The 13,154-nt window shown below is 48.9% G+C and carries 9 protein-coding genes and 1 pseudogene; 7 read left to right on the top strand and 3 right to left on the bottom strand.

Annotation, left to right across the window (positions count from 1 at the left end; genetic code table 11):
- Positions 1–105: 105 nt before the first annotated feature.
- Positions 106–1,560 (top strand): cyclic nucleotide-binding domain-containing protein, encoded by a 1,455-nt coding sequence (locus tag QQ055_RS04260; protein ID WP_284474390.1) that lies wholly within the window; start codon positions 106–108, stop codon positions 1,558–1,560.
- Positions 1,561–1,590: 30 nt separating this feature from the next.
- Here QQ055_RS04260 and QQ055_RS04255 read toward each other — a convergent pair whose 3' ends face one another.
- Positions 1,591–4,002, bottom strand: a complete 2,412-nt coding sequence (locus QQ055_RS04255; RefSeq protein WP_284474389.1) for a glycoside hydrolase family 31 protein — start codon at positions 4,000–4,002, stop codon at positions 1,591–1,593.
- 405 nt (positions 4,003–4,407) lie between these two features.
- Between QQ055_RS04255 and hpsE (QQ055_RS04250) the strand changes: the two genes are divergently transcribed.
- From hpsE (QQ055_RS04250) to QQ055_RS04240, 3 genes are all read left to right on the top strand, one after another.
- Positions 4,408–5,406: a hormogonium polysaccharide biosynthesis glycosyltransferase HpsE gene (hpsE, locus tag QQ055_RS04250; RefSeq protein ID WP_284474388.1), complete on the top strand. Its 999-nt coding sequence runs from the start codon at positions 4,408–4,410 to the stop codon at positions 5,404–5,406.
- Positions 5,403–6,392, top strand: a complete 990-nt coding sequence (gene hpsE / locus QQ055_RS04245; protein ID WP_284474387.1) for a hormogonium polysaccharide biosynthesis glycosyltransferase HpsE — start codon at positions 5,403–5,405, stop codon at positions 6,390–6,392. The genes hpsE (QQ055_RS04250) and hpsE (QQ055_RS04245) overlap by 4 nt, the downstream gene beginning before the upstream one ends.
- A 118-nt stretch (positions 6,393–6,510) precedes the next feature.
- A complete protein-coding gene (locus QQ055_RS04240) occupies positions 6,511–8,076 on the top strand; it encodes an alkaline phosphatase family protein (protein WP_284474386.1) in 1,566 nt (521 codons plus the stop codon).
- Between the two features lie 24 nt (positions 8,077–8,100).
- On the opposite strand, the gene QQ055_RS04235 is transcribed toward QQ055_RS04240, so the two are convergent.
- Entirely contained in the window at positions 8,101–8,328 is a 228-nt protein-coding gene (locus QQ055_RS04235) for a hypothetical protein (RefSeq protein WP_284474385.1), read from the bottom strand.
- A complete protein-coding gene (locus QQ055_RS04230) occupies positions 8,325–8,465 on the bottom strand; it encodes a hypothetical protein (RefSeq protein WP_284474384.1) in 141 nt (46 codons plus the stop codon). Before QQ055_RS04230 ends, QQ055_RS04235 begins: the two co-directional genes overlap by 4 nt.
- Positions 8,466–8,563: 98 nt before the next feature.
- Here QQ055_RS04230 and gatB point away from each other — a divergent pair, with 98 nt between their 5' ends.
- From gatB to sat, 3 genes and pseudogenes are all read left to right on the top strand, one after another.
- On the top strand, positions 8,564–10,048 hold the full coding sequence (gene gatB, locus QQ055_RS04225) for an Asp-tRNA(Asn)/Glu-tRNA(Gln) amidotransferase subunit GatB (RefSeq protein ID WP_283362006.1): 1,485 nt from the start codon (positions 8,564–8,566) through the stop codon (positions 10,046–10,048).
- 487 nt (positions 10,049–10,535) lie between these two features.
- On the top strand, positions 10,536–11,777 hold the full coding sequence (gene argJ / locus QQ055_RS04220) for a bifunctional ornithine acetyltransferase/N-acetylglutamate synthase (protein WP_284474383.1): 1,242 nt from the start codon (positions 10,536–10,538) through the stop codon (positions 11,775–11,777).
- Positions 11,778–11,898: 121 nt separating this feature from the next.
- A pseudogene (gene sat, locus QQ055_RS04215) lies at positions 11,899–13,063 on the top strand (sulfate adenylyltransferase).
- The last annotated feature ends 91 nt before the right edge of the window (positions 13,064–13,154 follow it).

The raw sequence follows: 13,154 nt of genomic DNA, 5'->3' as shown, positions 1-13,154 counted from the left end.
GATTAACAAGAATCTGACTCGTTTTTGACTCAGCACTTTGTTATATGATTCAACCGCGCTTAAAATATCCATCCTCTCTAAACAGGAAGTTGAGTCTCTCAACCCATGAATAATCTGATTGAGTCTATTGTTCAGAGAACTGCGAACTTATTTAACGCTGAAATTCTCTCCCTTGGAGAAACTTCAATCACTCTGAATGTAATTTGTCAGATTTTATTTGCTTTATTTCTAATTATATTTATTTGTCGAAATCTCAAAGGATTTCTTAAATATCGCCTCCTCTCCAAATTCAAAATTGACGAAGGCAACCGAGAAGCGATCGCCACCATCATCAGTTATGGTATAGGAACCCTGAGCATCCTCGTTTTGCTGCAAACCCAAGGCTTTAACCTCGCCTCCCTCGCCGTTCTTGCAGGAGGTCTTGGCGTGGGGATTGGTTTAGGGTTACAATCGCTCACCAAGAACTTTACTAGCGGACTCACCCTGCTTCTAGAACGCAAGCTAAAAGTCGGGGACTTTATAGAATTTGCCGGACTTTCTGGCTATATCAAAGAAATTTCCTTACGCGCCACGGTAATTCGCACCCGCGAAGGCGGAGATGTCGTCGTTCCCAATAGCCAACTGGTCGAAAATCAAGTCCTCAACTGGAGTTATGATACCTTTACCGCCCGCGTTCAAATTCCCGTTGGCGTCGCCTATGGAACCGACCCCGTTTTAGTCACAGAAACCCTATTAAACTGTGCCTATGCGGATGCTTCAGTATTGCACGATCCAGCCCCGCGAGTCATCTTTAAAGGCTTTGGCGATAACGCCTTGAATTTTGAACTTTGGGTTTGGGTCAACCGCATCGACCTCTCCCCCATTATTCGCAGTTCCATTAATTTTATAATCGAGTATCAACTCAGACAGCAAGGCATTAGCATTCCCTTCCCGCAGCGCGATTTATGGTTGCGAAATCCTGAAGTTCTCACCCCCACTTATTCTACTAATAACCATCATCCCGTCTCCTCACTCCCAGAACTCGAAAAACCTAAAAAACCCTTATCGCTGCGCCAACTCCTGCACGAAGTCGTCTATTTTCAAAACCTCAATGACTTAGAGTTGCGCCAAATGATTGAAATTGGCTATCGCAAGCGCCTTTCTTCCTCCCAGGTTCTCTTTCGAGAAGGCGATCCGGGCGATGCCTTCTATATTATTCTGTCCGGTGAAGTGGAAGTCTATGTCGAAAAGATTGGCAAGCATTTAACCACCCTGGGGCCAGGTAAGTTCTTTGGCGAATTATCCTTAATGTTAGGCATTCCCCGAACCGCCACAATTCGGGCAACCGAAGAGACGCTATTATTTGCAATTAATAATCTGGCTTTTGAAAAACTGCTGCGCGAACACCCAGAACTAACTGAAGCCATTATCCAAGAACTGGCCCGACATCGCGAAGAACTCGCCGAACGCCAGAAGCAGCTTCGGGAAATGGGTTTAGTTGATGATGACGAAGATGATAAAAACCCAGTCATTTGGGTTCGCAAGCGCCTCAAGAACCTGTTTGGGGTGACAAGTTTATAGCATTGGCTGGTTTCATCTGAAACAAAACCGCTACATCGTCTTAGAAAATAAAACCTTGCAGGAATCGCACTCAATGCTATTTTCTAGGATAGGCAGGTCTTGACCTTCAATCCAAGCTTGCTGAGGCTGGATACCGTGGAACTGGATTTTAAGCCGATGGTAGGGAAATTCAAAGTTGCCCTCACTTTGCCAGGTTAGAGTCATTTCTGCACCCGTGCAGTGAAGTTGAAAACGGTCTACGCGCCATTCGCCATACCCATCACCAGCATCGCTGTAAACTTGACCCATGCAGCTTCCTTCGCTGGAGGGGTAGAGGTGCAAGATGAGTTGCTGATTTTCCTCCATTGCCAGAATTGTTCCCGCTTTCACTAAAAGCGGAATGGTTTCTAAAGGCGCGTCTAGGGTAAGGGTTTCGCTGTCACCTACGGGGATATCGTCCCAGAATTGATACCACTCCCCTTTCGGAAGAATCACTTGGCGCGATCGCACTCCCTCTGCCAAAATGGGACAGACCAAAAGTGCATCGCCTACTAAAAACGCATCATCCACACTCCACAGTCGCACATCGGTAGGATCTAGCCAGAATAGCGGACGCACCATCGGATGTCCGGTTTGGGTCATTTCCCAGGCTAGCGTGTAAAAAAACGGTAATAAGCGATAGCGCAGCCGCAACAACTCGCGAATGAGGCTTAAATAGGGTTCGCCATACATCCAGGGCGTGCGATGCTTGACATTATTCGCCGAGTGAGTGCGACAAAACGGCAGAAACGCCGCCATTTGGAACCAACGCAAGTATAACTCTGGGGACGGGTTCCCCTTAAACCCGCCGATATCGGGCCCCGTGTAGGGTATCCCCGATAATCCCATTCCTAAGACTGTGGGAACCGTTTGACGCAACCCTTCCCAACTGGTTTGAACATCGCCCGTCCACGTCCAAGCATAGCGTTGTAACCCCGCCCATCCGGCGCGAGAAATCACAAACGGTCGAATTTGCGGAGAATACTCTCGTAAGGCATCATAAGCTGCGATCGCCTGCAACATCCCATAGAGATTATGCACCTCTTGGTGGTTTCCACCCCTCCCTTCCATGCTATGCTGCGTCGCCTGCGGCGGTAACGAAGGATCGCCCCAGAGGGTAAAAATCCCCGGTTCATTCATATCATGCCAAAATCCTCGAATCCCTAAATCCAGTAAATATTCATACTGGCGCGTCCACCAGTGACGAACATCGGGGTTACTAAAGTCTGGAAACGCAGACATCCCCGGCCAAACTGGGCCTAGAATCAGATTCCCTTGGCGATCGCTACAGAAGAATTTTTGCATTCGCCCTTCTTGAAACAGCTTACTCTTACGGCTGGCTTTAATGCCAGGGTTAAGAATCGTAATCAGTTGAATGCTTCTGGCTGCTAAGTTTGCCGTCAAAGTTTTAATATTGGGAAACCTATCTGGATCGACCGTAAAGGCGCGAAAGTTATCCTGACAATCAATATCCAGGTGAACCGCGCTAATCGGAAGATCGCGTTGAATAAAGGATTCAACCGTCTCTTGTACTGCTGCTTGCGTACCATATCCCCACCGAGACTGATGATAGCCAAAGGCCCAACGCGGGGGAAGCGGAGGCTTTCCGGTGAGTTCGGTATAGCGTTCGAGGAGTTGGGCAGGGGTTCCTGACGTAAAGTAATAGCATAAACTCCCGCCTTCAAAACTAGCAGTGGCGGTAGCTTCAAAGCTGAAATTAGCTGGATGGGGATTTTCGTAGAAAACCAGATAGCTTCCTTGGCGATGCAATCCCAGATAAACCGGGATGCACAGGTAAAGCGGATCGGTGCCTGAAGTATAAACCCCTCCCGCATCATAGTTCCACATCCGATAAGCCGGGATATTCTGGCCTTCGGTTTTCGGACGGCGCAAGTCTAGCGAGGCGGCGCGTTCCCCTAAGCCATAGATGCATTCTTCGGGACGCAAACGCGCTTGATGAATCCGCATTTCCCCTAACTGTTGCGGGGGGAGTTCTTCGCGCAGGGTTTGTCCCTCCGGGGTGGCAAATTTCAGATGTCCGTCGTTAAGAATCTCAATTTTGAGGTGAGAACTGGTCAGCCTCCACCCCTCAGCAGCTTGTTCTAGATGGCTTTCGACTTCCGGCCAATCCTGTTTAGCAATGCCATAGGGGAGGGGCGGTTTTCCGGGTTTCCACTCTAGGCGAACCAGTTCGGGGGTGAGAAAGGTAATCTCTAATTCGGCGCGTTCAAACTGGCAATCAGCGCCCCGTTCTCTAGCTTCTGCTTGAATCAACCCGCCTGGAGATTGTACCAAGGTTGGGGTTGGAGGGGGGGAATACTGTCGTTCTAACCAATCGCGTTGAAAGGAGTAAAACAGCGAACCCAAAAAGCGTTCAAACTTAATCAGGCGGAAGGTGAGGGCAATTTGTTTAAGAAGTTTCATAACTCAAAGCGGCTGAGGATTCCAGGGAAACGGCGAATCGCTGCTATTCTATCGAATTGAGGGATTTCACGGGACGATGCTCTTGCCACTCCGGGATTGGGTAGATTATTCTACAAATAGCTTTGAGAGACTTGCTTACAGCGATCCTTGATAAGATGGCTTGCCCCAGTTCCCTGAAACAGACCAAACGATAGAGTGATTTGATGCTCGCGATCGCGACAAGCTAGGGAGAATCGCTACACATAGTTTCCGAAATTCTACTGAAATGCTTTGAAGTTGATGTTCTCCGATCCGTTTGGATTGAAGCCAGCAACCCAGTAAGCGCGAGTCTAAATGAGTTGCAAAAACGCTCTCATCCCCCATCTTTTTCTAGAGGTGAGGGGAGTAAGGCAAGGTTCGAGTCAGATGTTCACCGATGACGATATGGTCTTTTTTACAGTCGCCATTCCCACGTATAACGGGGAAACACGCTTGCATAGAGTGCTTCAGTGTTTGCAAGATTGCTTTACCCATCCTGCACTGTTAGAACTCAACCTTCCGAGTCATTTTGGCGAGATTCTGGTTGTTGATAATAACAGTAGCGATCGCACGGCGGAGATTGTTCGAGAATATCAAGCGATTTGGCCGCAGCACAGCCAATTGCGCTACTGTTTTGAACCCGAACAAGGGGCGGCTTTTGCCCGACAAAAGGCTGTAGAAGAAGCCCAAGGCGAACTGATTGGCTTTTTAGATGATGATAACTGGCCGGCTAGCGACTGGGTGGCGGCGGCTATTGGCTTCCATCGGGCACATCCAGAAGTGGGCGCATACGGGGGGCAAATTCACGGATCTTTTGAGAGCGATCCACCCACTAATTTTCAAAAGATAGCGTGTTTGCTAGCCATTGTCGAACGGGGCGATCGCGCCTACTGCTACACGCCTCAAAGCAAGATTTTACCCCCCAGTGCGGGGTTAGTGGTACAGAAACAGGTGTGGTTAAGCGCTGTTCCCAAGCGGCTATTCCTCAATCATAAGGGACGAGAAGCCGGACTGGCCAGCGAAGACCTTGAGGCGTTGTTATACATTCAACGGGCGGGTTGGGACATTTGGTATAACCCAGAAATGCGCTTGTATCACCATATTCCCAGTTGGCGTTTAGAAGTAGATTACTTAGTATCTTTAGTCCGCTGTATTGGCTTAAGTCGCTATCATATTCGGATGTTGAGGTTGAAAAGCTGGCAAAAACCAATTGCTTCTTTAGTCTATTTTGTTGCCGATCTGCTCAAACTGGTCAAGCATTATTTTCAGTCCTGTAGCAGAGATTCTCAAGATACGATTGCCCGATGCGAACGAGAGCTTTTATTAAGTACCTTGCTCAGTCCTTTCTTCTTGTGGAAAATTCGCTATTTAGGCACCAGAACATGACTTTTGACTTGAGTGTGGCCATCCCGACTTATAATGGTGCAGACCGCTTACCCAAGCTTTTAGAAAAATTGCGATCGCAATTCGATACAGACCGCTTTAGCTGGGAAATTCTCATCATTGATAATAATAGCACAGATTCCACTGCTGCCCTCATTCAAGCCATTCAACAAAACTGGAACTTTCCCTATCCACTCCGTTATTGTTTTGAACCCGAACAAGGATTAGCCTTTGCGAGAAACCGAGGAATTACTGAAGCCCAAGGCGAACTAGTTGCTTTCTTAGATGACGATAATCATCCCGATCCTGACTGGGTTGCCCAAGCTTACCAATTTGCCCAAAACCATCCCCAAGCTGGAGCATTTGGCGGACAAATTCACGGAGAATTTGCAATTTCTCCCCCCACTAACTTTAAGCGAATAGAATCCTTTCTCGCCATTCGCGAACGCGGTTCGGAACCCCATTTATATCAACCCCAACATCTTAGCCTACCGCCAGGGGCCGCCTTAGTCGTTCGCCGTCAAGTCTGGCTAGATAACGTTCCCAAACGCCTGCATTTAGTCGGTCGAATTCAAGGTTCCATGCTTGCGGGAGAAGACTACGAAGCCTTACTCTATATTCACCGTGCGGGTTGGGAAATTTGGTACAATTCCGCCATGCACACCTATCATCAAATCCCCCCGCATCGCCTCGAAAAATCTTATCTAGTTTCCCTGATTCGAGGGTCTAGTCTATGCCTTTGTTACCTGCGAATGTTGAATGCTAAACATTGGCAGAAACCCTTGATATTTCTGCGAATGATTTTAGGGAGTAGCAAACGCCTTCTGCAACATTGGCTCAAATCTCGCCGTTATCCTCAAACTGATTTAGTAGCAACCTGCGAATGGGAATTTTTACAGAGTAGCTTGCTGAGTCCCTTCTATTATCTATTGAACCTATTTCCTAAAAAAGCTGAACCAGAACGTGACATTTCCTCAAAAAGCGCCTAGATTAGAACCAAGTGCAGAAATTGCCGTGCAATTTAATGAAAATTCAGGATAAATCAGCTTAGAAAATTGAGCTTTAGTACCCAGTAAATCCCCCTTTTTCAACACTCAGGACAAATCAATGACCCGTCCCTCTAAAGTTGCTTTTATTGGCATTGATGCAGCAGACAAAGATTTAATCTTACTCTGGGCAAAATCCGGTTTATTACCCACCTTCCAATCCCTTTTAAACACCGCCGCTTGGACGCCAACCACCAGTCCCGTCGGCTTTTACGTAGGTTCCATTTGGCCGTCTTTCGCAACCGGACTCTCCCCAACCCAACACGGTTGTTACTGCTACTCGCAATTACGACCTGGAACCTATCGAACCGAACGCTATAGCGTGTTTGACTTTAAATCAGAACTGTTTTGGGATACGATTAGTCGCGCAGGTCGTAGAGTCGCCATTATCGACGTTCCTCGCATTCCCCCTTCAGAAAACTTAAATGGGATTCAAATTGTCGATTGGGGAACCCATGACCCCGATTTACCGGATCGGTTATATACTTGGCCTACATCCCTAGCCAGCGAAATTGAAGCCAAATACGGTCGAGATCCCATCGGCTATTGCAACCGAATTACCCGTAATGTAGAAGGATTTACCCAATTTCGCAATAACTTAATTGAGCGAACCCAAAAGAAAGCCCAATTATCCAGTCAATTTCTCCAACAAGAGAAATGGGACTTATTTATGACCGTATTTGCTGAAAGCCACTGCGTCGGTCATCAGTGCTGGCATCTCAACGATCCGACTCATCCTAAATACGATAGCGCGATCGCGCAAGCTGTCGGCAACCCCATTCAAGATATCTATATTGCCATCGATAAAGCCATTGGCGATTTACTCCAACAAATTGACTCCGATACCACCGTCTTTGTCCTCGCCAGTCACGGGATGGGGCCTCACTACGATGGAACCTTCCTACTCGATGAAATCCTCTGTCGCTTAGAAAAGGTAAAAACGCCTGCGGTACAACGACAAGTCGCCAAAGCCCTCAACTCCTCTTGGGAGAAAAAACCCATTATTCGCCATTTCATGCAACCTCTGCGAAAATATATTTGGCCGCCTATGCGCGATCGCCTCTGGAAAAGCGACAAACCCATTCGCCACGCCCTCCAAGAACCGGATACCAGCAACCGCAAGTGCTTCACCCTGCCGAATAACGATGTTTACGGGGGAATTCGCATCAACCTAGTCGGGCGCGAACCCAACGGGAAAATTCATCCCGGCGCTGAGTACGAAGCCTATTGCCAGCAGTTGACCCAAGACTTAATGGACATTATTAACGTCAAAACAGGTCAACCCATCGTCAAACGCGTTTTAAAAACCCAAGACCACTACCAAGGCGAATATCTCGACCACTTCCCAGACTTACTCGTCGAGTGGAACCGAGAAGCCCCCATTGCCCAAGTCTCCTCGCCCAAAATTGGCACCCTGGAAAAAGTCTTCCCAGGCGTTCGCACAGGCGACCATAAACCCGACGGTCTATTATTTGCTTACGGCCCTGGTATCGCCCCCGGACAGTTAGAAGCCCCCATTTCTATCCTAGATTTTGCCCCAACGATTGCCGCATTATTAGAAGTCACTCTGCCAAAAGTAGATGGACAAGTGATTCCCGCCTTCAAAACTCCAGAACCCATTGCCTAATTAAGATTGGGGCTACAGGCCCCTTTATTCTCCAAATCTGGCTATCAACTCCTCGCGAGATAAGGTTAGTAACAAGGGGGCCAACTCTTCAGGCGGCAACTGTAACAGAGGTGCAACGATAGGGGATAAAGTCACATCAATTTCACCAAACCGCGCCCTCAGAAAGTTTTCCACCATCTGCTGACGGCCTTCTTGCTGACCTTCTTGTAACGTCGCTTCCCGCCATTGGAGATACGCTGGTGATAAGTTCATAAGCAATTCCTGGTCATCGTTATATCAACTTCGCGAACTTCTGGGGAAACTTCGCGTCCCACATTCACCTCTCCCAAAGCGGATAAGAGTTCCGCAAGATACTGTTTGGCGAATTGGTCGTGGGGAGTTCGAGTCATTTGTTGATTTTATTCGATTCGGCTTCCTGTAAACCGCTAAGGCGCAATCTCTAGCCGTTAAAATAGAAGCCTATTGTGGTAAAGCATTAAAATATTCTATGACCACGGCTACACCTGTTAAAACTCAGTACGAAGCAGTAATTGGTCTGGAAACTCACTGTCAGTTGAGTACCCAAACTAAAATCTTCTCCAGTTCTTCCACGGAATTTGGTGCAACGCCCAATACAAATATTGACCCGATTTGTATGGGGATGCCGGGAGTGTTGCCCGTACTCAACCAGAAAGTGCTGGAATACGCAGTCAAGGCGGGTTTAGCCCTCAACTGCGAAATTGCCAAATACAGTAAATTTGACCGCAAGCAGTATTTCTATCCTGACTTACCCAAAAATTACCAAATTTCTCAGTTTGACTTACCCATCGCCGAACATGGCTGGCTAGAAATTGAGTTAAGCGATGATGCAGGCAACCCCGTCCGTAAGAAGATTGGGATTACGCGCTTGCACATGGAAGAGGATGCTGGCAAGTTGGTGCATGGTGGGAGCGATCGCCTTTCGGGTTCCACCTACTCTTTGGTAGACTACAATCGGGCGGGCGTGCCTTTGGTGGAAATTGTCTCGGAACCGGATATGCGTTCGGGTCAAGAGGCGGCCGAATACGCCCAAGAGTTGCGCCGCATCCTCCGCTATCTGGGGGTTAGCGATGGTAATATGCAAGAGGGTTCTCTGCGTTGCGATGTCAATATTTCGGTTCGTCCTGTGGGTCAAAAGGAGTTTGGCACTAAGGTCGAAATTAAAAATATGAACTCCTTTAACGCCATTCAACGCGCCATTGAGTACGAAATTGAACGGCAAACCGCAGCCCTTGAAGCCGGAGAAAGAATTATCCAAGAAACGCGTCTGTGGGAAGAAGGGGCGCAACGAACCATTAGTATGCGGAGTAAGGAGGGTTCTAGCGACTATCGCTATTTCCCCGAACCGGACTTACCGCCTATTGAAGTTTCGGTGGAACAGTTGCAACAATGGCAGTCGGAGTTACCGGAACTTCCGGCGCAAAAACGCCACCGCTATGAAAATGAGTTAGGGCTATCGCCTTACGATGCGCGGGTACTGACCGATGACCGTTTTGTTGCAGAATACTTTGAAGCGGCGATCGCTGCCAAGGCCAACCCGAAGTTAGTCGCAAACTGGGTGATGGGAGATATTGCGGGTTATATGAACGCTCAAAAGCTGACCATTGCTCAAATTGCCCTGAAGCCTTTGATTTTGGCGGAATTGGTGCAATTGATTGAAGCCAATACGATTAGCAGTAAAATTGCTAAGGATATCCTGCCGGAACTGCTAGAAAAAGGGGGTTCGGCGAAGGAATTGGTCGAAGGTAAGGGATTAACTCAAATTTCGGATACTGCGGCCTTGGAATCAGCCATCGATGAGGTGATTGCAGCCCATCCCAAGGAGTTGGAACAGTATCGCGGTGGCAAAACGAAACTTCTGGGCTTCTTTGTCGGACAGGTGATGAAGAAAACCAGCGGCCGCGCTGACCCGAAATTAACGAACCAGTTATTAGCCCAAAAGCTGAACGGCTAAGGCGTTGACTGCCTGCTGGGGCTGAAAATTGTCGAAATTCTCAGACTTAAAAAGGGTTGGATTTCTTGGCGATCCAGCCCTATTTTTATCCGCAATTTCACTGAATTTTGAGATTAAAAGTTGAATTTATTTTAAGAAAAACCGCGCTTCTACGGTTCTCTAATTCCGCGCTTTCACTGAAGATGGTTGAAGGTTATGTCAGAATATTTTAGCTTTGAGCAAAATACGCGATTGTTTATCGTATTTCTACTGAAAAAGAAATTCAAGAAAACTACATTTAAGGGGTTTTCAACTTTGCCAAAAAAACACAATAGGGGGTTACGCCCCCCATCCTCTTGATGTAATAATGTGATAAGTAGATGCACCCTGATGGTAGGGAGAGTCATGTGGCTCTCCTTTTTTTTTATCCTTTTGCAACAGAGCAGACTCTTCAGAAGTTGGTATAATCGCCTCTCAAACAGCAGTGACAAACAGGGGGAGGCGCTAGGTGTCTGAATGGCATGAGATTAGCGGGGGAGTAACGGCACCGAGAGGGTATCGGGCCGCCGGGATTACAGCGGGTTTGAAACCTTCAGGACAACCCGATTTAGCGTTAATTTTGTCGGATGTAGATGCGATCGCAGCCGGGGTGTTCACGACTTGTATTGTCCGGGCGGCCTGCGTCGATTATTGTCGCCAACAACTGCAAGCCAAGCATAGCGCCAGAGCCATCTTATGCAACTCTGGACAAGCCAACGCCGCCACAGGCGAACAGGGATGGAAAGACGCCTTAGAGAGTGCTACAGCGTTAGGAGATGCCCTAAATTTAGCCCCCAATCAGATCCTTCTCGCCTCCACAGGCGTGATCGGGCAACGCATCAAAATGGATAAGCTGGTGGCTGGCATCCCCAATCTAGTAGCATCCTTATCTAGCGAGGGTTCTGACGCCACTGCCAGAGCGATTATGACCACCGATCTCGTCCCCAAAACCATCGCCTTAGAAACCACCATTGGCGATCGCACCGTTCGCATCGGCGGAATTTGTAAAGGATCGGGGATGATCCACCCCAACATGGCCACCCTGCTGGCCTTCGTCACCTGCGACGCCGCCGTTTCTCCCCATCTGTGGCAAGAAATGCTGGGCCGCGCCGCCGATCGCAGTTTCAATCAAATTACCGTCGATGGCGATACCAGCACCAACGACACCTTAATTGCCTTAGCCAACGGCGAGTCGCGCACCCCCGCCATTACCGAACAGGGGCCCGAAGCCGATAAGCTAGAAGCCATGTTAACCGCCGTCTGTCAATATTTAGCCAAAGCGATCGCCCGCGATGGAGAAGGCGCAACCTGTCTAGTAGAAGTGCAAGTCACAGGCACAGCCGACGAAAAATCAGCCCGTCAAATTGCCAAAACCATCGTCGGGTCTTCCCTAGTGAAATCCGCCATTTTTGGTCGCGACCCCAACTGGGGCCGAATTGCCGCCGCCGCCGGACGTGCGGGCGTTCATTTCAACCCAGAAGACCTCCAAGTCAAATTAGGCGACTTTCTGCTCATGGAAAACGGTCAACCCCTCCCCTTTGACCGCAATGCGGCCAGCAACTACATGAGACAAGCCGCAGCAGGCGAGTACCTCAAAGAAGATACCGTCTTAATTTCCGTCAAAGTTGGCGATGGCCCCGGTAGCAGCAAAGCTTGGGGATGCGACCTCAGTTACGACTACGTGAAGATCAACGCCGAATACACCACTTGAGTGACTTTTCGGGTAGAAGCGCGGCTCTCTACCCGAACTCGCTAAAAGATCGCAATTGGCGATCGCATCTTGGTAGGATGAAACATTGGAATCCCTAAGCGCATAATCGAACGAACCTACAATGAGTCGTCACCTAGACAACATTCCCGCACACGGCGGCGTGCTAGTGAATCGGATTGTTAACTCCGAGCAAAAAGAAGTCTTTCTCTCCAAAGCAGAAACCCTTCCCCGCATCTCGCTGGATGAACGCACATTTTCCGACCTGGTGATGATCGCCATTGGCGGTTTTAGTCCCCTGACTGGATTTATGGGATCGCAAGACTATCAAACCGTCGTCACCGATATGCGTCTGGCGAACGGTTTACCCTGGTCTATCCCCATTACCCTATCCGTTAGCGAAGAAACGGCTCAACCCCTCAATGAAGGATCGCTCATTCGGCTTGATGATGCAACCGGACGCATGGTGGGTATTCTTGAACTGACCGAAAAATACCACTACGACAAAGTTAAAGAAGCTACCCACGTCTATCTCACCGACGAAGACAAACACCCCGGCGTCAAGGTCGTTTACGAACAAGGCGAAGTCAACCTCGCTGGCGACATCTGGCTACTAGAACGCGATCCCCATCCCCAATTTCCCATCTATCAAATCGATCCGGCCGTCTCCCGCCAAATGTTCCGCGAAAAAGGCTGGCAGACTGTCGTTGGTTTCCAAACCCGCAACCCCATCCACCGCGCCCACGAATATATTCAAAAATGCGCCTTAGAAACCGTGGATGGGCTATTTTGCATCCCCTAGTCGGTGCAACCAAAGAAGATGATATCCCCGCAGACGTGCGAATGCGCTGTTACGAAATCATCCTCGAACATTACTATCCCAAAGACCGGGTAATTTTAGCGATTAACCCGGCGGCGATGCGCTATGCAGGCCCGCGCGAAGCCATTTTCCACGCCATCGTCCGCAAAAACTACGGTTGCACCCACTTTATCGTTGGACGCGACCACGCAGGCGTTGGCGACTACTACGGCACTACGACGCTCAATATATTTTCGATGAATTTGAACCGGGCGAATTAGGCATTACGCCGATGAAGTTTGAACACGCCTTCTACTGCACCATTTCTAAAGGGATGGCCACTACCAAAACCAGCCCCAGCAAGCCAGAACAGCGCATTCACCTATCCGGAACCAAGGTACGGGAAATGCTCCGTCGCGGCGAACTCCCCCCACCAGAGTTCTCTCGCCCCGAAGTCGCCGCAGAACTCGCACGGGCTATGCATACTTAGAGGGAGAAGGGATTGGGAGTTGGGAGTTGGGGTTGGGGGAAGAAGGGAGTTGGGAGTTAGGAGTTGGGGGTTGGGGTAAGAAGGGAGTTAG

This window comes from Geitlerinema calcuttense NRMC-F 0142, from assembly GCF_030285425.1.
This window is presented reverse-complemented; position numbering and strand designations above follow the sequence as displayed.